Origin of the sequence: Nonomuraea sp. ATR24 (genome assembly GCF_041950485.1) — a bacterium.
In the GTDB taxonomy this organism is placed as follows: Bacteria; Actinomycetota; Actinomycetes; order Streptosporangiales; family Streptosporangiaceae; genus Nonomuraea; species Nonomuraea ceibae.
Genome location: NZ_JBGNUU010000001.1, coordinates 426,365 through 449,398, shown reverse-complemented (window position 1 = coordinate 449,398; position 23,034 = coordinate 426,365). Strand labels below are relative to the sequence as shown.

Genomic DNA, 23,034 nt, shown 5'->3' with positions numbered 1-23,034 from the left:
TCACGGCGAGGAGGTAATAGTGAGGTTTCTTTACTGTGCTGCCGCCCTCGTGGTGCTGACGGCCTGCGCGCCGTCCACGGCGCCGGCGACCGGCGGCGGCGACGAGAAGACCGGAACCCTGCGCGTGTGGCTGTTCGACGAGCCGAACCGCGCCCCCAAGGACAAGGTCGTCCAGGAGGCGGTCAAGGAGTTCACCGCCGCCCATGACGGCGTCCAGGTCGAGATCACCTACATCCCCACCACGCCGGCCCGGCACGAGAAGTTCAAGGGCGCCTTCAACGACCCCGCCAGCGCGCCCGACGTGGCCGAGTACGGCAACACCGACCTGGCCGAGTACGCGGCCGCCGGCGGCTTCACCGACCTGACCGCCGACCTGCAGGGCCAGGACATGACCGCCGAGCTGCTCCAGTCGGCGTCGGTCGACGGCAAGCAGTACGGGCTGCCGTGGTTCATCGGCATCCGCTCCCTCTACTACCGCACCGACGTCTTCAGCGAGCTCGGCCTCCAGCCGCCCACCTCCATCGAGGAGCTCACGGCCGCCGCCCGCACCATCCGCAAGAAGAAGCCCGACCTGTACGGCATCGCGGTCGGCGGTGAGTACACCTTCGGCGCCCTCCCGTTCGTGTGGGCCGCGGGCGGCGACATCACCAGCCTCGACGGCCCCGAAGCGCGCAAGGGCGTCAAGGCGTACACCGACCTGCTGTCCGACGACGTCTGCCCGCCGCAGGCGTGCGCCTCGCTCACCGGCGGCAAGACCGTCGAGCTGTTCGCCAGCGGCAAGGCCGCGATGGGCATCCTCGGCAACTTCAACCGCTCGGCCGTCGACGCGGGCGCCGCCGCCGGCAAGTACGCGGTCGTGCCGCTGCCCGGCTTCGACAAGGGCTCGCTCGCGCCCGCGTTCGCCGGCGGCAACAACCTCGGCGTGCTCAAGAACGCCAAGCACCGCTCCCTGGCCGTCGACTTCGTCAAGCTGCTGGGCGGCAAGGCGTACCAGGTCAAGATGTACGAGGCGATGGGCAACCTGCCGACGCTGACCTCGGCCCGTACCGAGGTGGCGGGCAAGGAGCCATTCCTCAAGCCGTTCCTGGACACGGTCGCGGCGGGGACGAAGTTCGTGCCCATCGACCCGGCCTGGGTGAAGATCGACAACGGCAAGGTCATCCCGACGATGCTGCAGAAGGTCGCGACAGGCCAGTCCAGCGTGGACGAGGCGACCACCGAGGCCGCCACCGCGGTCAAGGCAGCGTTCGGCCGCTCGTGAGGCGCGCACGGCCCTGGCTCTACCTGCTGCCCGCCGCGGCGGTGCTCGTCCCGCTGTTCGGCTACCCCGTCTACATGCTGGGGCTGCTGTCGGTGTTCGACTACCGCCAGGCCCAGGTCAGCGGCGGGCAGCCGACCACGTTCGTCGGGGCCGGGAACTACGCGGACGTGCTCGGCGACCCTCGGTTCTGGCAGGTGCTGCTGCAGACCGTGGGGTTCGCCGCGGCGCTCGTCGTCGCCACGCTGGCGGTGGGCGCGGCGCTCGCCGTGCTGCTCACCCGCGTCTCGCCGATCCCCCGGGCGGCGCTGTCGCTGGCGGCGCTCGGGGCGTGGGCGGCCCCGGCGATGACCGGGTCCACGGTGTGGATGTTCCTGTTCGACGCCGACCTCGGGCTGGTCAACCAGACGCTCGGCATCGAGGGGTTCAACTGGTTCTACGACAAGTGGGTGACGTTCGGCGTCGTCGGCGCCACCGTCGTGTGGCACTCCTTCCCGCTGGTCATGCTGACCCTCTACGCGGGCATCCAGGCCATCCCCGGCTCGGTGCTGGAGGCGGCCTCGCTCGACGGGGCGTCGGCGTGGCACGCGTTCTGGCGGGTGATGGTGCCGATGCTGCGGCCCCTCATCACCATCGTGGTCATCCAGTCGATCATCTGGGACTTCAAGATCTTCACCCAGATCTACGTGATGACGAACGGCGGCGGCATCGCCGGGCAGAACTCGGTGCTCAACGTCTACGCCTACCAGACCGCCTTCGGGTCGTCGGAGTACGGGCTCGGCTCGGCGATCGGCGTGATCATGACGCTGATCCTGCTGGTGATCACCCTGTTCTACATCCGCGCGCTCTATCGCACGGGGGAGAGGCTGTAGATGCGACACGTGGCCAACACCGTGGCGCTGGTCGTGGCGTTCCTGACGGCGTTCCCGCTCTACTGGATGGTCGTCTCGGCGCTCAAGCCCGCCGGGGAGATCCAGTCGCTCGACGTCAAGCCGTGGACGCTCAACCCGACCCTCGAGCACTTCACCCGGGTGATCACCGGGGAGGGGTTCGGCCGCTACTTCGTCAACAGCGCCATCGTCGCGCTCTCGGTCGTCGTGCTGTCGGCGCTCGTGGCGTTCCTGGCGGCCGTGGCCGTGACCCGGTTCCACTTCCGGTTCCGGACCACGGTGCTGATCATGTTCCTGATCGCCCAGATGGTGCCCGTCGAGGCGCTGACGATCCCGCTGTTCTTCGTCGTGCGGGACCTGGGGCTGCTCAACACGCTGGGCTCGCTGGTGCTGGTGCACCTGGCGTTCTCGCTGCCGTTCGCGATCTGGATGATGCGCGGGTTCGTCGCCGCCGTGCCGGAGGCGCTGGAGGAGGCGGCGATGATCGACGGGGCCGGGCGCGCCACGATCCTGTGGCGGGTGCTGTTCCCGCTGGTCGCGCCCGGGCTGGTGGCGACCACCGTGTTCTCCTTCATCACCGCCTGGAACGACTTCATCTTCGCCAGGACGTTCATCATCTCGGCCAAGGACAGCCAGACCCTGCCCGCCGCGCTGCTCGTCTTCTTCAAGCCGGACGAGAACGACTGGGGCGGGATCATGGCGGCTTCGACGCTGATGACGATCCCGGTGCTGATCTTCTTCGTGGGGGTGCAGCGGAAGCTGGTGTCAGGACTTGGAGGGGCCATCAAAGACTGAAATTTCATGCTTGTCGCCGGGGGCCAGGAACTCCAGCAGCCGCAACCCCTCCTCGGCCACCGCGTCCAGGTCCTTGATCGGCGTCCACTGGTGGACACCCAGCGTGGACACCTTCCCGGCCCTGGTCACCGTCCAGTCCCCGGCGGTGACGCCGTCGACCAGGATGACCCGGGGCATCACGTTCGTGCCCATGAAACCGCCCAGCGCGGCGAACCCCGCCTCCGTGATGACCCGGGACCGGTCGGCATGCGACAGGAACAGGTTGTCGAAGTCGTACATCAACCGCACCGGCGCCGGAACCTCCGGCGACGGGCGTTCGGCGTCCGGCAGGTCGTACAGGGTCCGGCCCTGCTCGTCGCGGAACCGTACGAGATCCATCGACTCCACCACCTCGCCCAGCCGCGTCAGGCCCGACCACGTCTGCGCGTCCATCACCGTCGCCGGGCCGAACGCCCGCAGATAGCGCGTGACCAGCTCGGCGGGCGTCATCGCCGGCGCCTCGAAGCCGAGCCACGACTCCGCGCTCGTGTGCGCGATCGGGCCGCTCCTGCCCCACAGGCCGCGCGGCGGCACCTGCACCAGCGGCACCAGCCAGCGCACCACCTGGCTCAGCGCGTGCGGATCCTCACCCGGCCACCGCTCCGCCAGCGCCCTGCCCAGCGCCGCGAACGTCATCGGCTCCGCCTCCACCAGCTCCCGCCCGTACGCGGCCAGCTCGGCCAGGTCCACGTCGCCGAGCTTCCTGACGAACGTCGACCTGGTCATCCGCTCGGTCACCACCTGGAGCAGCGGCCGCATCGCCAGGCAGTCGCGGGCCGTCACCAGGTGGATCGTCGAACGCTGCAACGCCAGCCGGACCAGCGCGCGCGACTCCAGCAACGCCGACGCCTCCGCCGCCCGGAACCCCTCGATCCGGTTCCACAGGCCGGTGTACCAGGTGTGCGGCGTCTGCGCCTGCAAACCGCCCACCCGCTCCACGACGTCCGTCACCGGCAGCTCGGCGCGGGACAGGAGAAGCTGGCGGTCGAGGGTGGCCCGGTTGAGCGCCCTGCTGGTGAGGAGAGGGTTCATGCGCACCACGGTAGGGGCTATCGCGGCAGGTCCCGTGCCGCGATAGCCCCAGCGGAACCGGCGGGAGACGCCGGGCTGTGGTCTGCCCTCCCCAACGGGAGTATGCGCCCGAACCCGCCCGGCTTCCAGGCTCCCCGGCAACCTGGAAAAGTAGGACCAGTGCTGACATTCCAGGTCCTGGGACCGCTCGCCGCCCGCCTCGGCGGCGAGCCGGTCGCGCTGGGCAGGCCCCGGCAGCGCTCGGTGCTCGGCCGCCTGCTCGCGGCGGGCGGCCAGGTGGTGCCGGTCGAACGGCTCATCGACGACCTCTACGCAGAGGAGGCGCCGCCCAAGGCGCTCGCCGCCGTCCAGTCGTACGTGTCCAACCTGCGCCGGGCCCTCGAACCCGGCCGCCCGCCCCGCTCCCCGGCCCAGGTGCTCGTCACCCAGCCGCCCGGCTACGCGCTGCGGCTCCCCGCCGAAGCGGTCGACGCCTGGCGGTTCGAAGCCCTCGTCGGCGACCCGGAGGCCGGGCCAGAACCGCTCGCCGAGGCGCTCGCGCTGTGGCACGGGCCCGCCTACCAGGAGTTCGCGGGCTCCCACTGGGCCGACGCGGAGGCCGCCCGGCTGGAGGAGCTGCGGCTGACCGCCAGGGAACGGCACGCCGGCGCCGTCCTGCGGCTCGGCGGGGCGGCCCGCGTCATCCCCGACCTGGAACGGCTGGCCGGCGAACACCCGCTGCGCGAAGGCGCCTGGGCGCTGCTGGCCCGGGCCCTCTACCGGTGCGGCCGCCAGGGCGACGCCCTCGGCGCGATCCGCCGCGCCCGCGCCGTCCTGGCCGACGAACTCGGCGTCGACCCCGGGCCCGAACTGCGGCGCCTCGAACAGGACATCCTCGCCCAAGCCCCCCACCTCAGCGACCCTGCCCCGCCTCCCGCCCGGCCCTCCACCCCCTCGGCCCCCGCCGGCCCGTACATAGGCCGCCACGCCGAACTGGCCACCGTCCTCACCCTCACCACCCACCCGAGTTACCCGCCCACCCCAGGGACCCCGCCGCTCCCCGATGCTGCGGGACCTTCGGGATTCCCGGCCACCCCGGCGGTTCCGCCCGCGCCGGCCGCGTCGGCCGTTTCGGGCGGCGCTTCGGCTGCCCCGGGGGTTTCGCCCGCTCCGGGGGTTCCGGCTGCTGGCGGGTTTCCCGGGGGCGGGGAGGCTCGGGGCGGGGTGGTGTTGGTGAGCGGGGAGCCGGGGGCGGGGAAGACGGCGTTCATGGAGCAGGTGCGCGCGAGGCTGGCGGGCGCCGGGTGGGTGGCCGCGTGGGGGCGGTGCCCGGAGCACGAGGGGGCGCCCGCCGGTTGGGCGTGGGCGGAGCTGCTGCGCGAGCTGGCCGCCCGCTTCCCGCCCGCCGACGCCGCGCCGCTGGCGCCTCTGCTGCTCGACGCGCCGGTGCGGGGCGACGTGGCCACGGCGAGGTTCCGGTTGCGCCGGGCGGTGAGCGCGTTCGTGTCGGGCGTGGGGCAGCCGCTGCTGCTCGTCCTGGACGACCTGCACCGGGCCGACGCCGAGACCCTGGCGATCCTCGTACACGTGGTGGAGGAGACCGCCGGGCTGCCGGTGCTGGTGGTCGGCTCATACCGGCACACCGAGCCCAGCGAGCCGCTGGCGGACGCGCTGGCGGCGCTGGCCGCGCACGGGCCCGCCAGGATCGAGCTCGGCGGCCTGGCCGCCGCCGAGGTGGCCGAGCTGATCCGCGCCACCACGGGCCGCCCGGCCCCGCCCGGCACGGTGGCGGAGATCGCGGAGCGGACCGGCGGGAACCCGTTCTTCGTCCGCGAGACCGCGCGCCTGCTCGACGCCGAGGGCCCGGCGGCGATCCCGGCGGGGGTGCGGGAGGTGCTGCGCCGCCGTGTCGCCCGGCTGCCCGCGCAGGCGGCGACGATCCTGCGGCACGGCGCGGTCATCGGCCGGGAGAGCGACGTGGACGTGCTGGCCGCCGTCAGCGGCGCGGACGAGGAGAGCGTGCTCGACGCCGTCGAGGCCGGGCTGGTCACGGGCCTGCTCACCGAGCCCCGGGCGGGCCGCCTGCGGTTCGCGCACGCGCTCATCCGCGACACGCTGTACGACGACCTGTCCCGGATCAGGCGGGCCAGGATGCACCAGCGGGTGGCGCGGGCCATCGAGGAGCACGACCCGGGCGACGTGGCCGCGCTCGCCCACCACTACACGGCGGGCGGCGCGGACTCGGCCAAGGCCGTGCGCTACTCCCGGCTGGCCGCCGAGCAGGCCGGACGCCGCTTCGCGCACCAGGAGGCGGCCGCGCTGTGGCAGCAGGCGCTGGACGCCTTCACCGGCGACCCCCGCGAACGCCTGGAGCTCACGCTCGGCCTCGTCTCGTCGCTGGCCAACTCCGGCAGGCTCGTCGCCGCCCGCGCGCACCGCGAGCGGGCCGTCCGCGACGCGCTCCCGCTCGGCGACCCGGCCCTGCTCGCCCGGGTGATCGTCTCGTTCGACGTGCCGACGTTCTGGAGCAACCGCGAGTACGGTGGCCTCGACACCGCGCTCATCGACGCCGTGGAGGCGGCGCTGGCCACGCTGCCGCCGGGCGACAGCCGCACCCGCTGCCGGCTGCTCACCACGCTGGGCTTCGAGCTCGAAGGCGAGCCGACCGAACGCGGCTACCTCGCCTCCCGCGAGGCCGTCGCGATGGCCCGCCGCCTGGGCGACCGCCCGCTGCTGGTGCTCGCGCTCAACGGCCGCTTCCACCAGTCGTTCCGCTACGACGGCCTGGCCGAGCGCAAGGCGATCGGGACCGAACTGCTCGCCCTGTCCGGCTCGGACGTGACCGTCGAGGCGCTGGCCCGGCTCATGCTCATGCAGGCGGCCACGGGCGAGGCCGACTTCGCCGCCGCCGACGCGCACGCCTCGGTCGCCCGCGACCTCGCCACCCGGTACGACCTGCCGCTGACCCTGGTCGTCACCGGCTTCTACGACGGGCTCCGCGCGGTGCTGGCCGGTGACGACGTGGCGGCCGAGGCCCGCTACCGCGCCGCCGCCGAGCTGGCCGGGCGGCTCGGCATGTGGCAGCACGAGACCGGGCTGCTCGCGCTCGGCCTGTACGGGATGCGGCTGCTGCGCGGCGACCTGACGCCGCTGCTGCCACGGCTGGAGCCGCTCGCCGCCTACGAGCCGTGGCGGGACCAGACGGCCGAGCTGTACGCGCTGGCGCTCTGCCATGCCGGGCGGGTCGCCGAGGCGCGGGCGCTGGTGCCCGTCCCGGCCAGGCCGCTGCGGCGCGACTACTTCTGGCACCTGCTCACCGCCGTGCGCGGCCTGCTCGGGGTGGCGCTGGACGACCGGGCGCGGGCGGCCTGCGCGTACGAGGAGCTGCTGCCGTACGCCGGGCAGCCGGTCGGCGGCACCGGCTACCTGGCCGTCTGGCCCACCGCCCAGGTGCTCGGCGACCTCGCCGCCTACCTGGGACGCCCTGCCGAGCCCCATTACCGGCAGGCCCTGGAGGTGGCGGAACGGGCCGGCGTCGCCGCCTGGCGCGAGGCGGGCCGCGCGGCGCTCGCCTGACTCAGCCGAACGTCCGCATCTCGCGGTGCGCGTACCGGAGCCTGAGGGCGGGGACGAGCAGGCGCAGCGGCGGACTCGCCGCCGTGAGCAGCCGCGCGCCCTCCTCCGGCGTGGCGTACCGCAGCAGCCACGGCACCGTGAACATCAGCTGACGCGGCGTGGCCCGCTTGCCGACCTGCTTCTCCACCCACGCGTACGCCTCGTACGGGACGAACCGGAAGATGATCGGGAACAGCTCCGACTCCTCCTCCGCGATGTGGTCGTCGAGCAGCTCCAGCAGCTCGGTCAGGGCGTGTCCGAGCGCCGCGAGGTCCCGGTCCAGCGCCGCCCGGCACCGGTCCAGGACCGGGCCGAGCGCCTGGTGGTCGTCGGTGTACGGGGACAGGTCCACGGCATGGCCCGCGGTGCGCTCGATGACCGGCCACAGCAGGTCGTCCTCGTTCGCGTGATGGTGGTGGACCTCGGTCAGGAGCGCCGCCGTGTAGGCGCGTACCGGGCCGTCCCGCCCTCCCCGCGCGCAGGCCGCGGCGAGGCGGCGCAGGTCGGCGAGCATGGCGCGGTGGATGACGTACATCGAGGTGAGGTCGGGCTCGCGCTCGTCCGGCCGGCGGGGGGCGACCGCCGGGATCTTCACGGTGCTCAGCTTCACGGTGCTCATGCCGGAAGCATGCGCGCCGCCTCTTGCCGCCCTCTGGTCGCCGGCTTGCCGCCCAATCGGTTATCTCCCGTCGATCCGTTATCAATATTCACAAGCCACACTGCCGTCACATGAGTCATCAAACGGTGCTGCCCGCCGAGGAGCGCACCGGAGCGGAGCCGGTGGACCGGGGCAGCGTGCTGGACCTGTTCGACAAGCTCGGCACCGTCGTCGTGCCCGTGGCGGTCGGGCTGTACGCGCTGCTGTACATGGGCTTCGAGAGCGTCTACGACACCTTCGGCATAACCCCCGAACAGGCCGGGCTCGACCAGGCGGGCATCCTGGGCCGCCTCGTCACCACGCTCGTCGTGCTGTTCCTGGCGCTGCCGGTGCTGGTCACCGTCGTGGCCGTCGCACTCCTCGGCTTCCTCGTCCCGTACCGGCTGCTGCGCGCCCGGCCCGCCGGACGGGCCGGGATGCGGGTGCTGACCAGCGCGTTCGTCGGCATCGGGCTGGGGTTCGTGCTCGTCGGCTGGATGACCGACGGCGCCGAGGACATCCACGCCAACGGCAACGGCAACCTCGTGCTCCAGCTCGCCGGCTTCCCCAACCAGTGGGCCGCCGTACGCGACGGCGACGGCAAGCCGGTCTCCCGCGAACGGTGGCTCGTGCTCGGCCAGGACGCCGGGTCGTACGTGTTCTACGACTGCGGCCGGATGACCACGGTGCGGCGGCCCGTCGAGGGCACCATCCTCACGGACGTGGAGCTCGACCCGGACTTCACCGCAGGCGGCACCAGGCCGGCCCGCCGCTGCGGGCACGCGCTCAGCACACCTGCCGGTAGCCGGTCTCCGGGATGAGCCTGCGCCACTCGGCCTCGCTCAGCCCGCCGGCCTTGGCGCACACCTCCCGCACCGCGTCGGCCCGTGCCTCGCCGGTCTCCTGGACGTCGAGCGAGATCACGGTGCCGGGGCCGCTCAGGTAGTGCAGGGCGCGGCCGTCGGCCGAGAACGTGTAGGAGTGGCCGGGGGACTGCAGGGCGACGGACTTCAGCAGCCGCCCGTCGCCGACCCGCCACAGCCGCACGGCGGCGCCGCTCGCCACGGCCAGCAACCGGCCGTCGGGGCTGAACACGGGCGGCCCGGAGGGCTCCCCGGACGCGGCTTCGGCGGGGGCGGTGTCCTCGGATGCGGCTTCGGCGGGAGCGGGGGCCTCGGAGGTGGGGGCGTCGGAGGTGGGGGTCAGCGTCCGGGTGGTGGACGCGCCGATCAGGAACGTCTTCGCGCCCGCGACCGCCAGCAGGCGGCCGTCCGGGCTGAACGCCAGCGGCGCCGCGCCCTCCTCGGGGGCGACGCGGATCGCCCGTGTCAGCGCGCGCCTCGGCACGTCCCACAGCTCCACCCGGCCGTCCGGCCTGGAGACGGCCGCCCGGCGGCCGTCGGGCGAGAGCGCCACCCGGCCGCCCGCCACCTCCAGCAGCCGCTCGCCGCCCGAGAAGAGCTCCGTCCGGCCGCCCACGCTGACCAGGAACGCGGCATCCGTCTGCGCCCCCGTCGCCACCGCCACCGGGGTGCCGCCCGCCGTCTCGGCGTAGCGGCCGTCGTCGCTCACGCCCGTCGTGGCCGGGGGCAGCGGGTGGGTCGCCAGCCGGCGGCCGGTCGGGACGTCCCACGCGGTGACCGCGTCACCCTCCCACCGCACCAGGCTGTCGCCGCTCAGCCGATAACGCGCGCCCCGGGTGGGCACCGGGTCGGTGAACACGCCCAGCTCCTCCTGCGACAGCGACGCCTGCAACGCCGCCCGCGCCTCGCGCACCGGGGCCAGCCGCCACGCCGCGACGCTGAGCCGCATCGCCGTCTGCGGGTCCTCGGTGCGCAGCGCCTCCGCCCTGGCGGCCACCAGGCGCGCGTTGTCCCGGCTGACCTGCTCGGGCCGCTCCTTGACGGTCACCACGGCCACGCCCAGCAGCGCCACGGCCGCCGCCAGCGCCGCCACCCCGCTCCGCCGCCGCCACCGGGCCCCGGGGCCGTGGAAGCGCCTGGGCGGACGGAACCGCCGCACCCGGCCCTCCGCCTCGGGCGCGGGCCCCGAACGCCGAGCGCCCGCAGAGGGGGCCGCCGGCGGCTGCTCACGACGGTCACCCCCAGAGAGCCGCCCACGTAGGCCGCCCGCGGGGGAGGCCGCATGAGGGAGCTCGCCCGCAGGGGAATCCGTGAGAGGGGGCTCGTCCGCAGGGGCGGTCGCCGGAAGGTGGACGGTCGCGGGGGTGTCCTCGGGAGCGGGGTGGTCGGGGGCAGGGTGGTCGGTGTCGGGGTGGCCGGTGTCGGGGTGGAGGGCGGTCCAGGTGCGGAGACGGGGCCAGGCGCGGTAGAGGGCGGCGCTGGCGGGGACGATGCCGTGGCCGCCGATCGCCACCAGGGTGCCCGCAGGCGTCTCCACCGGGGGAACGCGCAGGCTGGGCCGCACCAGCAGCCCGGCCTCCTCCAGGCGGGCCAGGGTGCCGTGCTCGTCGTGGGCCGGGCCGCCTTCGAGCAGCGTCAGCAGCAGCCCCGGCAGCTCGGCGCGTTGCGGGCCGGTCAGCGTGGCGTACACCTGCTCGGCCACCTCGCCGAGCGGCGGCGGGCCGGTGAGTCCGGGGGCCAGGACGACGGCGGGGCCGCCGGGCGGCGGGCCGGGCAGGTCGGCGGCGGAGGGGCGGGCGGCGGGGTCCTTGGCGAGGGCGCGGCCGACGAGGGGCCGCAGCGTGCCGGGCAGCACGGTCAGGTCGGGGTCGGCGGACAGCAGCCGGTGCATGACCTCGCCCAGGCTGGCGCCGCTGAAGGGGTCGCGCCCGGTGGCCGCGTAGAGCACGAGGGCGCCCCAGGCGAACACGTCGCCCGCAGGCCCGGCGGGCTCGCCGGTGAAGACCTCGGGCGCCATGTAGGTGCGGGTGCCGGCGACGGCGCCGGGCCCGCCGATGCCGACGACCTTGGGGCCGTCGGCGCTCAGCAGCACTTTCTCGGGCCGTAAGTCCTGGTGGGCGACGCCCGCCTCGTGCAGGGCGGCCAGCGCGGCGGCGACCGCGGACGCGAGCGTGAGGAGCTCGCCGCCGGAGTAGGGGCCGTGGCGCTCGACGGCCTCGCGCAGGGAGGGCCCGTCGGCGAAGGCGGTGACCAGGTAGGCGGGCGCGGCGTCGGGCCGGACCTCGACCACCTCGGCCAGGCACGGGTGGGCGACCGGCCGGATCGGGGGGAGCGCGCCGCGCGGCACCAGGACCGCGAACCTGCGCCCCTCGTCGTCGTAGGCGTCGTAGACGACGCCGCGCCGGGACGCGCTGAGCCTGCCTGCCGGCCAGTAGCCGCCAAGCCTGTCGGGGTCACCGGGCACCGAGCGCATCATCGAAGGCTTAGATGCGCGACCGCGGCGTTTGGTTGCGCCTGGTGCCAGGACACCACAGGCTCCCCGCGCGCCTCGGGGAGCCCGTGGTCATGATCATTATTGCAGGCTCCGGGATCCTGCCAGCCATTCCGGCCGCAGTACGGACATGATGACCGAGTCGTGCCAGGCGCCGTCCCAGTGGAGCGCGTCGCGGAGCACGCCTTCCTCCACGAACCCGGCCTTCTTGTACACGTGCCTGGCCCGCTCGTTGAAGGTGTGCACCCACAGGCTGACGCGGTGCAGCGGCGTCCTGGTGAACGCGTGGCCGAGCACCAGCTCGATCGCCTCGGTGCCGTAGCCCTTGCCGAACACCCGCGAGCCGAGCAGCGCGATCCGCAGGTTGCACGACAGGTTGGCCGGGTCGAGCTCGTTGAGCACCACCTCGCCCACGTAGCTGTCGCCGGCCATGATGGCCAGGTCGAGGCGGTCGTCGTGGTCGGCCCGGGTGGCGCACCAGCGGCGGGCGGCCTCCAGGTCGATCTCCCCGTGCGAGCCGGTGAGCCGCCGCACCTCGGCGTCGGACACCAGCTCGAACAGGCCCTCGGCGTGTTCGGGGCCGACCGGCCGCAGCGTCACGCGGGAGCCCACCAGCACAGGTTTGTCAGAGAACATCGCCCATGGCTATCAGCCCTGTTCGGCGGGGGGCAAGCCGATATCGCGGCGGACCGCCGCCAGCACCTCCTCCGGCCGCAACGCCCCCACGTCGTACTTCAGGTCCGTCACCTCGGTGAAGAAGCGCTCGCGCCTGGCCCGCATCGCCGCGGGGGAGAAGTCGGGCCGGTGGTCGCCGGAGCGCATCCGCTGCGTCAGCACCTCGTCGTCGGCGTCGAGCCAGATGACCAGCGCGTCGCGCAGCGCGGCCCGCACCTCGGGGCTCTCCAGCGTGCTCGCCGCCGCGGCGATCACCTTGGGCCCGTCGGCGAGCTCGTGCAGCACGTGTTCGGCCTCGCGCCGGTGCAGCACGTCGGCGCCGTCACGCGCGGCGATCTGGGCCGCGCTGAGCCCGTAACGCTCTTGCAGGAACGGATCACTGTCGCTGAAGGGCAGCCCGAGGGACTCCGCGAGGAGCCGGCCAGCGGTCGTCTTACCGCTGCCCATCAGCCCGATCACCACGATTGGTTTGTTTTTCCACATATGGATAGAGGTTCTCTCGTGCCAAGGAGGTAAAGCAAATGACCATCGCCGGAAGCATCATCCTCATCATGCTCGGTGCGATCCTCACCTGGGCCGTCGAATTCGACCTCGCCGGTCTCGACATCAACATCGTCGGCGTCATCATCATGCTGGGTGGGCTGGTCGGGCTGGGTTTCGGCATCTACCGGATCAGCGTGACCCGCAGGGCCGTGGGCCCGATCGAACAGCCTGTCCACAGGCACGAGATCTACGAGGAGCCCGAGGCACGCAGGACCACGGTGTACGAGGAGCGTCGGCACCATGACGAGCCGCCGCTGTAGGAGGTGAAGCCACATGCCAGCCAGTCAGGAACTGCCGCAGACCATCCGCCGTTCGCCCAAGAAGGCGCAGGACACGTGGATGAAGGCGCACGACTCGGCCGTCGAGGAGTACGGCGAGGGCCGGCGCGCCCACATGACGGCCTTCGCGGCGCTGAAGCACTCCTTCGAGAAGGTCGGCGACCACTGGGAGCCGAAGGCGAAGAAGGGGCCTTCCGACAAGGGGGCCACGGACCGGTCCGGCCGCACGGCCGAGGGCGTCGACGCCAACGCCAGCAAGGATCACCTGCAGGGGGTGGCGTCGAGGCTGGGGATCAAGGGCCGGTCGAAGATGAAGAAGACCGAGCTGGTGGACGCCATCAAGAAGGCCAACCGGCGCGCCACGGCCAAGTCCCGCTGACCGCAGGAAGAAGACCTCCACCCGGAGCCCGGGTGGAGGTCTTCTCGCGTGTGCGCCTCAGATGAGCCGCTTGACCGCCGCGACGATGGCGTCCCGGTCGATGCGGGCGTCGGCGAGCTGTTCCTGCGGGGTCGCCGAGCCGGGCAGGCCGTGGACGGCGAGTTTGACGACGCGCGGGCCGAGCTCGCTGACCGCGTCCAGGACGGCGTCGCCCAAGCCGCCCTCGGGCCGGTGGTCCTCGACGGTGATCAGGTTGCCGGTCGTGGTGGCCGCCTCGACCAGGGCGGCGGCGTCGACGGGCTTGACCGAGTACATGTCGATCACGCCCACGTGGATGCCCTCGCGGGCCAGCGTTTCGTGCGCGGCCAGGGCCTCGTGCACGGTGATGCCCGCCGCCACGATCGTGGCCCGGTCGGCGGGGGAGTGGCGCAGCACGCGGGAGCCGCCCACGGGGAACCGCTCGCCGGGCGGGTAGACGACCGGCGTGTCCCCCCGCGTGGTGCGCAGGTAGGCGACGCCGAACAGGTCCGCCATCTCGGCCGTCAGCGCCGCCGTCTGGTTGGCGTCGCACGGGTAGAGCACGGTGCTGCCGTAGACGGCGCGCATCATGGCCAGGTCCTCCAGCCCCATCTGGGACGGCCCGTCCTCGCCGATCGACACGCCCGCGTGCGAGCCGACCAGCCGGATCGACGACTGGGACACTCCGGCCATCCGGATGAAGTCGTGGGCGCGGGTCAGGAAGGCGGCGAAGGTGGCCGCGTACGGGATCCAGCCGCGGATGCGCAGGCCCTCGGCGGCGGCGACGAGCTGCTGTTCGGCGATGTACATCTCGAAGAACCGCTCGGGGAACTGCTGGGCGAACGCCTCGGCCTTGGTCGAGTCGGCCACCTCGCCGTCGAGCGCGACCACGTCGCCGCGCGCCGCGCCGAGCGCCGCCAGCGCCTCGCCGTACGCCGTCCTGGTGGCGACCCGCGCGCCGAGCTCGTACTCGGGCAGCCGCAGCTCCCCGTCGGGGAACCGGTACGGGTCGCCCCCGTTGTCCGGCTTGCGCACCTCGACGCGCAGGTCACGCCGGCCGCCCAGCTCCTCGACCGCCAGGTCCGGCTCCTTGAGCGCCTTGCCGTGCGCGCCCTCGCGGTTCTCGACCTCCAGGACGCCCTCGCCCTTGCGCGTCTTGGCCAGGATCACGGTGGGCCGCCTGCGCGTGCTGCGGGCGTCGCCGAGCGCGTAGTCGATCTGGCCGGGATCGTGCCCGTCCACCTCGACGGTATGCCAGCCGAACGCGCCGAACCGCCGCGCGTACGCGCCCAGGTCCCAGCCGTGCCGGGTGGGGCCGCGCTGGCCGAGCCGGTTCACGTCCACGACGAGCGTGAGGTTCGACAGGCCCTCGCTGCCGGCGTGCTCGGCGGCCTCCCACACCGAGCCCTCGGCGAGCTCGCTGTCCCCGCAGAGCACCCACACCTGGTACGGCATGCGTTCCAGCCGCCCGGCCAGGGCCACGCCCACGCCCACGGGCAGCCCCTGGCCGAGGGAGCCGGTGGCCACCTCGACCCAGGGCAGGCGCGGCGTCGGGTGGCCCTCCAGGCGGCTGCCGCGCTTCCTGAACGACAGCAACTCCTCGTCGCTGATCGCCCCGGCGGCCTTGTACAGCGAGTAGAGCAGCGGTGACGCGTGCCCCTTGGAGAAGATCAGATGGTCGTTGGCCGGGTTGGCGGGATCGGCGAAGTCGTAGCGCAGGTGGCCGGCGAACAGCACGGCCATCAGGTCGGCCGCGGACATCGACGACGTGGGGTGGCCGGATCCGGCCGCGGCGGCGGCGCGCACGGAGTCGACCCGCAACTGCGCCGCCAGCTCCCCGAGGAACTGAAGATCTAGGTCGGCCATCAGGCCACCTCCTGGTCGGCTTGGACGGCAGGGCTCGCGAGCGGGTCAGCGCAGCACGCGGCGGAGCAGGACGGCCCCGGCCGCCGCGCCCGCCAGCGCCGTCACGGCCCCGCGGTGGCGGGAGAGCCAGAGCTGCGGGCTGCGGCCGTGGCTCTTGCTGTCGAAGCTGCCGTGCGCGCCGTAGTCGGCCGTCTCGTCGGCGGGCTCCCACAGGTTGGCCACGCCGCTGGGCGGCTTCTCGCCGGTCTGCTGGGAGTCCACGCCGGTCCTGCCCAGGTAGCGGTCCACGAGCGCGGGGGCGATGCGCTGGGCCAGCAGCGTGGCCACGGTCATGGAGCCCACCCAGTACTCCTTGCGCTCGGGATGCGCGGCGGCGTGCACGATGCCCCGGGCCGCGACCTCCGGCTGGTAGATCGGGGGAACGGGCTGGGGGTGGCGGCGCAGCTTCGACAGCACCCAGTCGAACTGCGGCGTGTTGACGGCCGGCAGCTGCACCATGGTGATGTGGATGCCGCTCCGCTCGGCCAGCAGTTCGGTGCGGACCGATTCGGTGAAGCCCTTGATGGCGTGCTTGGCTCCGCAGTAGGCCGACTGCAGGGGGATGCCGCGGTAGGAGAGCGCCGAGCCTGCCTGCACGATCGCGCCGCGCCCGCGCGGCCGCATCAGGTCCAGGGCGACCCTGGTGCCCCAGACGTAGCCCAGGTACGTGACGGCGGTGGTGCGCTCGAACTCGGCGGGTTCGATGTCGGTGAACGGGGCGAACACCGAGGAGAAGGCGACGTTGATCCACACGTCGATGGGGCCCAGGTCGGCCTCGGCCTGCTCGGCCGCCTGCCGTACCTGCTCGTAGTCGGCGACGTCGGCCTCGTACACCTGCCCGACGCCGCCGGCGGCGCCGACGTCCACGGCGGCGGCGCCCAGCCCGGTCGTGCCCCGGGCGATCAGCGCCACCTTGGCGCCCTGGCGGCCGAGCTCGCGCACGACCGCGCGGCCGACGCCGCCGCTGGCGCCGGTGACGACGACGACCTTGTCCTGGAGGGGATGTGCTGACATGGGGGAGTTCAGCCCGCCTCTCCTGTGTCGCGGTTCTTCTGACGGCGTACGGCCATGACGATGTCGATCACGACCACCACGGCGAACACGACGGCGATCCCGGTGATGACGGGCGCGCGGGCGATGACGCCGAGCACGGCGAAGGCGAACAGGAACACCAGGAGGAACGAGCCCACCCGGATGTGCACCACGTCGCGCGGCGTGGCGGGGACCATGGCGTGGCCGCGGCCGTCCCTGGTCTCTTGCCAATTCCGGTCTTCAGTCATGGGGGCCACCTGCCCGTGCCGTTTGCCGCCTAACGTCGTGGGTAGCCGGGCCGGCGTGCCGGACCTGCATCCCAGTGACCAGAACGAGCCGGGCATCGTGCGGCGCCGCCGCGGGCGCGGCTTCAGCTATCACGGGCCGGACGGAGAGCCGGTGCGCGACCCGGCGACGCTGGAGCGCATCAAGGCGCTCGTCATCCCCCCGGCCTGGACCGACGTGTGGATCTGCGCCTCCGAGCACGGCCATCTGCAGGCGGCCGGAACCGACGCCGCGGGCCGCCGGCAGTACCTCTACCACGAGGAGTGGCGGCGGCAGCAGGACGAGGCCAAGTTCGACCGGGTGCTGGAGCTGGCCGAGCGACTGCCGGCCTTCAGGAAGACCGTGGACGACCAGCTCGCCGGGCGCGGCCTGACCCGGCAGCGGGTGCTGGCCGCCGCCGCGCGGCTGCTGGACGTGGGCTTCTTCCGCGTGGGCGGCGAGAGCTACGACACCTACGGCCTGGCCACGCTCAGGATGGAGCACGTCACCTGCTCAGGCAACACCGTGACCTGCTGCTACCCGGCCAAGGGCGACATCCCGCGCGAGGTGGAGGTGGCCGACGCGGGCGCCTGCCGGGTCATCAGGTCGCTCAAGGCGCTGCGCGCCGACGGCGAGCTGCTGCGCTACCGGCGCGACGACGGCGGTTGGGCCGACGTGCGTAGCGAGGACATCAACGCCTACCTGCGCGACACCATCGGCGACTTCACCGCCAAGGACTTCCGCACCTGGCACGCCACGGTCCTGGCCGCCGTCGGCCTCGCGGTGTCCAAGGAGGCGGACTCGGCCACGGCCAGGAAGCGCGCGATCACCCGGGTCATGCGCGAGGTCTCGGAGTACCTGGGCAACACCCCGACGGTCGCCCGCTCCTCGTACGTGGATCCGCGCGTGATCGAGGCGTACGAGCGCGGCCGGACGATCGCGGGCGCGCTGACCGAGCTCGGGGCGGACGTCGACCACGGCATGCTCGCCACGCACGGGACCGTGGAGCGCGCGGTCATCGACCTTCTCGTTGCTGTTTGAGCTGTTCGTCCAGGGGCATGCGGCGTCAGAGTAAGGAGGAAGCCATGGAAGCTCCGCAGTACGTCGCGGCCCGCGTCCAGGAGGCGATGGCACAGGACGGTCGTACGCACGAGCTCGGCATCCACGTCGACGTGCGCGGCGACCAGCTGTTCCTGCGCGGCCAGGTGAGCGGCGCCGAACAGCGCGACAGGCTCGCCGAGGTGGCCAGGGAGGCCGCCCCCGACCTGCACGTGCACAACGAGATCAACGTCGTCGAGGTGACCGAGCCCGGGGAGGTAGAGCATCTTGACTGAATTGCGCATAGCAGCCGTAGGAGACATCCACCTGGGCGAGGACGTCCGGGGCCAGTACCGCAAGCGCCTGGAAGGCATCGAGGAACGCGCCGACGTGCTCATGGTCGCCGGTGACCTGACCCGGCACGGCACGCTGGAGGAAGGCAGGCTGGTGGCCGACGAGCTGCGCGACCTGCCGGTGCCCGTCGTCGCCGTGCTCGGCAACCACGACTACCACTCCGATCTCCAGCACGAGATCACGAGCGAGCTGCGTGACGCCGGGATCATCGTGCTCGACGACGACGGCGCGGTCCTCGACTGCGGCCCGGTCCGGCTCGGCGTGGTCGGCGGCAAGGGCTTCGGCGGCGGGTTCGCCGGCAAGTGCGCCAGCGAGTTCGGCGAGCGGGAGATCAAGGACTTCGTGGCGCACACCCGCTACATCGCCGAGGCGTGGCAGCGTGCCCTCAAGGACATCCAGGCCGACCGGCGCGTGGTGCTGTCGCACTACTCGCCCGTCAAGGAGACGCTGGAGGGCGAGCCGCACGAGATCTACCCCTTCCTCGGCAGCTACCTGCTGGCCGAGGCCGTCGACACGGCCGGGGCCGACCTCATCCTGCACGGCCATGCGCACAAGGGCAGCGAGAAGGGCATGACGCCGGGCGGCATCCGCGTCCGCAACGTGGCCCTGCCGGTGCTGGGCCGGGCGTACGCGGTCTACTGCCTCAACGGCTTCTGAGGGGCGGCTCCTCAGAGGACGCGCACGGCCATCAGGCAGATGTCGTCGTCCGAGCCGCCGCCCAGCCGTCCCAGCAGGCAGTCGATCACCTCTTCCGGGTCGTCGCCGACGCAGAAGTGCGCCGCCTGGACCAGCGCCTCCATCCCGGCGTCCGGGTCCCGGCCGCGCCGCTCCACCATGCCGTCGGTGTAGAGCACCAGCAGGTCGCCCGGCTCCAGCGGGGTGACGCACATGCTGTACTCGACCGGGCCGAAGGCCCCCAGCATGGTGCCCGTCGCCGCCTCGACCAGCCGCGCCCGGGCGTTCCTGACGAGGATCGGGCCGGGATGCCCGGCGCTGGTCCACGAGAACGTGCGGTCCGACGGGTCGAAGTGGCCGATGATCGCCGTGCCGGTCGCCGTGACGCCCTCGTTGGAGTGCAGGATCAGGTCGTTCAGCCAGGTGGCGAGCTGCCCGGCGGGCGCCGCCGTGTAGGCGAGCCCGGCCAGGCCGGAGCGCATCTGCAGCATCAGGCTCGCCGCCGTCAGCCCGTGGCCCATCGCGTCGCCGATCGCCAGCAGCGTGCGGCCGTCGGGCAGCACCCGCGACTTGAACCAGTCACCGCCGAGCCGCGCCAGCTCCTCCGCCGGCAGATACCGTACGCCGACCGCGAGCCCCGGGGTGTGCACGAGGCCGCGGCGCAGCGGCATGATCGTGTCCTGCAGCCGCACGGTGAGGTCGTGCTCCTCCTCGGCCCGCCGCCGCTGCCGGGTGGCCTGCTCGTGCGCCACCGCCAGCGCCCGCTCCCTGCGGCGGGTGCGCGTCACGTCCTGGGCCAGCCACCGGACCTTCACCGGCACGCCGTCGCCGTCGAGGATCGGCTCGCTGAACACGCTCAGGTGCCGCACCCCGTAGCGGTGCTGGACGCGGAAGGACGTCTCGACCGCCTCGCGGTACTCCAGCAGCGAGCGCATCATGTCGTCCACCAGCGGCAGGTCCTCCGGCACCACCATGCTGGAGACGTCCTCCAGCGTCAGCGGGGGATCGTCCCGGTTGCGGCCGAACATCTCGTACAGGCCGGACGTCCACAGGACGTTCTCGGTGGCCAGGTTCCACTCGCCCCACCCCAGCTCGGCCAGCCGCTGGGCGCGTTCCCAGCCGGTGACCAGCAGCTCCTCGGCGTCCAGCGTCCGCCAGGTGACCAGCAGCCCGTCGGCCACCCGGGCCGCGCGCACGCTCAGCGTCGCCGGCCACACCCGGTGCTCCACGACCTCCACGAACTCCAGCGGCACCCGCTGCACGGGCTCGCCGCTCTCGTACGCGCGGATGTAGTCGTCGAGCAGGCCCGAGCTGGCCACCCCGGGGCTGGCCGTGAGCAGGCGCCGCCCGGTGAGCTGGTCCTCGGTGAGTCCGGCGGGCGTCGTGGCGTGCCGGTTCGCGGCGACGATGCGGAAGTCGACCACGCGCCCGGCCTCGTCGCAGACCGGCGTGATGTAGATGGCGGAGGCGTGCACCGCCTCCAGCATGCCGCGCACCCAGCCCGGCACCTCGGCGGCGACGACCTCGGGCTCCGGCGGGCGCTCGACCCCCAGGGCGACGTCGACCAGGGAGAGCCCGCTCTGCTTGGCCATCCTGGCCAGCCGTTCGGCGGCCTCGGCCGGGCGGATGTCCAGGCCGGTCGCCAGCCGGGCGGTGGCCTCGTCGATGACGGCCCCGTTGCGCAGATGAAGGCGCAGCCTGGCGAGCTGCTCACGCACTCTCGCCGAGGCTGCGCCCGTCTCGTAACGGCTGAACGACGGCAAATCACTCACCCCACGCCCATGCCCTTAGGAGTGGCACTGAGTTCGGCGTGGGGCGATATTTAAGCAAAAACTGTTTATTGGTTCCGCTGGGCCGGTCTCGGAGTTCGGCCCAGCGGATGAGACTGACCGCTGACCTGCCTAAACATTGAAGATACTGACCCCGCCAGGCCCGACGAGGAAACCGAGAACGATAAGGACGATCCCCCACAGGAGATCGCGACGGGCCAGGATCACATAGATCCCGGCGATGACGAGGATTACCGCGATGATCCAGAGCAAAGTAGCCATGAGCCAGCAACTGCCCCGCTGATTCGACACTTAACATGTTTTCCGTTCCGGCGACGGGAAGGGTAGCCGCATGACGACATACGGCTACTTCCTGTCCTGCGAGGAGCACGGGCCCCGCGAGCTGGTCCGCCAGGCCAAGGCCGCCGAACGCGCCGGGTTCGAGGCACTGTGGATCTCCGACCACTTCCACCCCTGGCTCGACGAGCAGGGACAGGCCCCGTTCGTCTGGACGGTCATCGGCGCGATCGCGGAGGCCACCTCGCTGCCCATCACCACGGCCGTGACCTGCCCGCTCGTGCGCACCCACCCCGTCATCGTGGCCCAGGCCACCGCCACCACGGCCGCGCTCACCGGCGGCCGGTTCCGGCTCGGCGTGGGCACCGGGGAGGCGCTGAACGAGCACGTCATCGAGTCCCGCTGGCCGCCCGCCGCCGAACGGCTGGAGATGCTGGAGGAGGCCGTCGGCCTCATGCGGGAGCTGTTCACCGGCAAGCTCGTCACCCACCGGGGCCGCCACTACCAGGTGGACACCGCCCGGCTCTACACGCTGCCCGACGAGCCCGCGCCCATCTACATGTCGGGCTTCGGGGACAAGTCCATCGAACTGGCCGGCCGCATCGCCGACGGCTACGTCTCCACCGGCCCCAGCGCCGAAAGCGTGGAGAAGTTCCGCCAGGCGGGCGGCGCCGGCAAGCCCACCCTCGGCGGGCTCAAGGCGTGCTACGCCGCCGACGAGGCGAGCGCGCGCAAGACCGTCCACCGCCTGTGGCCCACCCAGGGCATCAAGGGCGAGGCGTCCCAGATCCTGCCGCTGCCCCGGCACTTCGAGCAGCTCGCCGCCTCCGTCACCGAGGACGAGGCGGTCGCCGGCACCCCGTGCGGCCCCGACCCCGAGGTCCACGCCCGCGCCCTGCGCGAGTACGTGGACGCCGGCTTCGACGAGGTCTACGTCAGCCAGATCGGCCCCGAGCAGGACGCCTTCTTCGACTTCTACCAGCGCCAGGTGCTGCCGCTGGTCAGAGGCTAGGAAGCCGACTTCATCAGCTTCGCGTAGGCCAGCTGCAGCCAGTCCGACGCGGCCACCGCCGTCATCGCCGCCCCCGCCAGCCGCGTCACCCGCGGCGCGAACACCAGGCCGATGGCGTAACCGGTGGCCGCCCACTGCGCGATGCAGAACGGGCAGCTCAGCAGCTCGCCCATCGTGTTGCGCGGCTCCTCCTTGAGCTCCGACGGGCCGCTCACGCCCTCGTACCGGGTGAACGGCGCCCGCAGCGGGCTCGTGACCGGGTCCTTGGCCAGCAGCCGCGCCACCTTGTGCGTGCACGCCGCCATCAGCCCCAGGTCCATGAGCCCGACCCGGTCCGGCGCCCGCCGCCCGGTCAGCGCCGCCGCGGCCGCCGCCGCGCCGACCAGTACCCCGTACGTGCCCATGATCCTCACGTACGTGCCGAGCGGGCGATCATGCTCGCCCTGGTACTCCTGCTCGGTCCTTTCCAGGAATTGCGTCATGGGGCCTCGCGCTACCCCGAACGCCCGTGATCACGCCTATTCGGCGATCGTGAGGGTAGCCCGCACACATGAGCAGCCACGGCCACGAAGTCACCGACGCCATCCTCGACACGCTGAAGCGAGCCAGCTCCGCGTTGAAGGACGCCGGGGTGAGGTTCGCGCTGGCCGGCGGCTGCGCGGCCTACGCCAGGGGGGCCGCGCCGTCGCTGCACGACGTGGACTTCGTGCTCGCCGAGCACGACGTGCCCGCCGCGCTGGAGGCGCTGCGCTCGGCCGGCTTCGAGACGGCCAAACCCCCCGAGGACTGGCTGGTCAAGGCGTACGACGAGGGCCGGCTGGTGGACCTGATCTTCAAGGTGTCGGACCAGGAGGTCACCCCGGCGCTTCTCGCCCGCGCCGAGCCGATGAAGGCGTCGGCCGTCATCGTGCCCGTGCTGGAGGCCACCGACCTGGTCATCTCCTGGCTGCTGCCGCTCTCCGAGCACGCCTGCGACTACGGGGCGCTGCTGCCCCAGGTGCGGGCGCTGCGCGAGCAGGTCGACTGGGACCGGGTGGCGGCGGTCGTGGCGGACTCGCCGTACGCCTCGACGTTCCTCACCCTGCTCGAACGGCTCAACGTGCTCGACGCCCCCGTCACCCCCGCCGGCGACCCCACCTGGCCGTAGACCCGGACAATGGGTACGATCCGCGTCAACCTCTCGAAGGGGGGCGCAG

23 protein-coding genes are annotated in these 23,034 nt (G+C 72.8%); 12 read left to right on the top strand and 11 right to left on the bottom strand.

Annotated elements, in window-relative coordinates; all coding sequences use genetic code 11:
• The first annotated feature begins 19 nt into the window (after positions 1-19).
• From ACBI99_RS02155 to ACBI99_RS02145, 3 genes are read left to right on the top strand one after another with little or no spacing between them, the layout of a single operon-like run.
• A complete protein-coding gene (locus tag ACBI99_RS02155; RefSeq protein WP_357592823.1) occupies positions 20-1,261 on the top strand; it encodes an extracellular solute-binding protein in 1,242 nt (413 codons plus the stop codon).
• Positions 1,258-2,130: a carbohydrate ABC transporter permease gene (locus tag ACBI99_RS02150; RefSeq protein WP_219510543.1), complete on the top strand. Its 873-nt coding sequence runs from the start codon at positions 1,258-1,260 to the stop codon at positions 2,128-2,130. Before ACBI99_RS02155 ends, ACBI99_RS02150 begins: the two co-directional genes overlap by 4 nt.
• On the top strand, positions 2,131-2,943 hold the full coding sequence (locus ACBI99_RS02145) for a carbohydrate ABC transporter permease (protein WP_375071558.1): 813 nt from the start codon (positions 2,131-2,133) through the stop codon (positions 2,941-2,943).
• Here ACBI99_RS02145 and ACBI99_RS02140 read toward each other — a convergent pair.
• Entirely contained in the window at positions 2,914-4,014 is a 1,101-nt protein-coding gene (locus ACBI99_RS02140) for a winged helix DNA-binding domain-containing protein (RefSeq protein ID WP_375071557.1), read from the bottom strand. The genes ACBI99_RS02145 and ACBI99_RS02140 overlap by 30 nt on opposite strands.
• A 159-nt stretch (positions 4,015-4,173) precedes the next feature.
• Between ACBI99_RS02140 and ACBI99_RS02135 the strand changes: the two genes are divergently transcribed.
• Complete coding sequence (locus tag ACBI99_RS02135) at positions 4,174-7,569, top strand: BTAD domain-containing putative transcriptional regulator (protein ID WP_375071556.1); 3,396 nt, start codon at positions 4,174-4,176, stop codon at positions 7,567-7,569.
• A gap of 1 nt (position 7,570) precedes the next feature.
• Here the strand turns inward: ACBI99_RS02135 and ACBI99_RS02130 are convergent, their stop codons facing one another.
• A complete protein-coding gene (locus ACBI99_RS02130) occupies positions 7,571-8,227 on the bottom strand; it encodes a hemerythrin domain-containing protein (RefSeq protein ID WP_375071555.1) in 657 nt (218 codons plus the stop codon).
• A gap of 110 nt (positions 8,228-8,337) precedes the next feature.
• On the opposite strand from ACBI99_RS02130, the gene ACBI99_RS02125 reads away from it, so the two are divergent.
• On the top strand, positions 8,338-9,066 hold the full coding sequence (locus tag ACBI99_RS02125) for a hypothetical protein (RefSeq protein WP_357592831.1): 729 nt from the start codon (positions 8,338-8,340) through the stop codon (positions 9,064-9,066).
• On the opposite strand, the gene ACBI99_RS02120 is transcribed toward ACBI99_RS02125, so the two are convergent.
• The 3 genes from ACBI99_RS02120 to ACBI99_RS02110 form a co-directional block, all read right to left on the bottom strand.
• Positions 9,032-11,572 (bottom strand): protein kinase, encoded by a 2,541-nt coding sequence (locus ACBI99_RS02120; RefSeq protein WP_375071554.1) that lies wholly within the window; start codon positions 11,570-11,572, stop codon positions 9,032-9,034. The genes ACBI99_RS02125 and ACBI99_RS02120 overlap by 35 nt on opposite strands.
• 108 nt (positions 11,573-11,680) lie before the next feature.
• On the bottom strand, positions 11,681-12,235 hold the full coding sequence (locus tag ACBI99_RS02115; protein ID WP_219517988.1) for a GNAT family N-acetyltransferase: 555 nt from the start codon (positions 12,233-12,235) through the stop codon (positions 11,681-11,683).
• 12 nt (positions 12,236-12,247) lie between these two features.
• Positions 12,248-12,736, bottom strand: a complete 489-nt coding sequence (locus tag ACBI99_RS02110) for a shikimate kinase (protein WP_357592835.1) — start codon at positions 12,734-12,736, stop codon at positions 12,248-12,250.
• Between the two features lie 59 nt (positions 12,737-12,795).
• Between ACBI99_RS02110 and ACBI99_RS02105 the strand changes: the two genes are divergently transcribed.
• Together ACBI99_RS02105 and ACBI99_RS02100 are read left to right on the top strand one after the other, a co-directional pair.
• A complete protein-coding gene (locus ACBI99_RS02105) occupies positions 12,796-13,077 on the top strand; it encodes a hypothetical protein (RefSeq protein WP_219517986.1) in 282 nt (93 codons plus the stop codon).
• Positions 13,078-13,090: 13 nt separating this feature from the next.
• The gene (locus ACBI99_RS02100; protein WP_219517985.1) at positions 13,091-13,474 is read left to right on the top strand and encodes a ChaB family protein; all 384 of its coding nucleotides are present in this window, start codon (positions 13,091-13,093) and stop codon (positions 13,472-13,474) included.
• Between the two features lie 57 nt (positions 13,475-13,531).
• On the opposite strand, the gene ACBI99_RS02095 is transcribed toward ACBI99_RS02100, so the two are convergent.
• The 3 genes from ACBI99_RS02095 to ACBI99_RS02085 are packed head-to-tail and all read right to left on the bottom strand — an operon-like array spanning position 13,532 to position 16,677.
• Positions 13,532-15,358 carry a transketolase gene (locus ACBI99_RS02095; protein WP_375071553.1) on the bottom strand — a complete coding sequence of 609 codons (1,827 nt, stop codon included), beginning with the start codon at positions 15,356-15,358 and terminating at the stop codon, positions 13,532-13,534.
• Positions 15,359-15,403: 45 nt separating this feature from the next.
• The gene (locus tag ACBI99_RS02090; protein WP_357592839.1) at positions 15,404-16,411 is read right to left on the bottom strand and encodes an SDR family oxidoreductase; all 1,008 of its coding nucleotides are present in this window, start codon (positions 16,409-16,411) and stop codon (positions 15,404-15,406) included.
• Positions 16,412-16,419: 8 nt separating this feature from the next.
• Positions 16,420-16,677: a hypothetical protein gene (locus ACBI99_RS02085; protein WP_219517981.1), complete on the bottom strand. Its 258-nt coding sequence runs from the start codon at positions 16,675-16,677 to the stop codon at positions 16,420-16,422.
• Between the two features lie 55 nt (positions 16,678-16,732).
• Between ACBI99_RS02085 and ACBI99_RS02080 the strand changes: the two genes are divergently transcribed.
• The 3 genes from ACBI99_RS02080 to ACBI99_RS02070 are packed head-to-tail and all read left to right on the top strand — an operon-like array spanning position 16,733 to position 18,742.
• Positions 16,733-17,734 carry a DNA topoisomerase IB gene (locus ACBI99_RS02080; protein ID WP_357592843.1) on the top strand — a complete coding sequence of 334 codons (1,002 nt, stop codon included), beginning with the start codon at positions 16,733-16,735 and terminating at the stop codon, positions 17,732-17,734.
• Between the two features lie 44 nt (positions 17,735-17,778).
• A complete protein-coding gene (locus ACBI99_RS02075; RefSeq protein ID WP_219517977.1) occupies positions 17,779-18,027 on the top strand; it encodes a BON domain-containing protein in 249 nt (82 codons plus the stop codon).
• Entirely contained in the window at positions 18,020-18,742 is a 723-nt protein-coding gene (locus ACBI99_RS02070; RefSeq protein WP_219517975.1) for a metallophosphoesterase, read from the top strand. Before ACBI99_RS02075 ends, ACBI99_RS02070 begins: the two co-directional genes overlap by 8 nt.
• An 11-nt stretch (positions 18,743-18,753) precedes the next feature.
• Here ACBI99_RS02070 and ACBI99_RS02065 read toward each other — a convergent pair whose 3' ends face one another.
• Entirely contained in the window at positions 18,754-20,478 is a 1,725-nt protein-coding gene (locus ACBI99_RS02065) for a SpoIIE family protein phosphatase (RefSeq protein ID WP_375071552.1), read from the bottom strand.
• Positions 20,479-20,661: 183 nt separating this feature from the next.
• Positions 20,662-20,811, bottom strand: coding sequence for a GPGG-motif small membrane protein (locus ACBI99_RS02060; protein ID WP_020543887.1), 150 nt, complete (start codon positions 20,809-20,811; stop codon positions 20,662-20,664).
• 70 nt (positions 20,812-20,881) lie between these two features.
• On the opposite strand from ACBI99_RS02060, the gene ACBI99_RS02055 reads away from it, so the two are divergent.
• Positions 20,882-21,838 (top strand): TIGR03557 family F420-dependent LLM class oxidoreductase, encoded by a 957-nt coding sequence (locus tag ACBI99_RS02055; RefSeq protein ID WP_357592845.1) that lies wholly within the window; start codon positions 20,882-20,884, stop codon positions 21,836-21,838.
• Here ACBI99_RS02055 and ACBI99_RS02050 read toward each other — a convergent pair.
• Positions 21,835-22,320: a DUF1360 domain-containing protein gene (locus ACBI99_RS02050; RefSeq protein ID WP_219517969.1), complete on the bottom strand. Its 486-nt coding sequence runs from the start codon at positions 22,318-22,320 to the stop codon at positions 21,835-21,837. The two genes, ACBI99_RS02055 and ACBI99_RS02050, sit on opposite strands and share 4 nt — an antisense overlap.
• A gap of 68 nt (positions 22,321-22,388) precedes the next feature.
• Between ACBI99_RS02050 and ACBI99_RS02045 the strand changes: the two genes are divergently transcribed.
• Entirely contained in the window at positions 22,389-22,985 is a 597-nt protein-coding gene (locus tag ACBI99_RS02045; RefSeq protein ID WP_219517967.1) for a nucleotidyltransferase, read from the top strand.
• Positions 22,986-23,034: the final 49 nt, after the last annotated feature.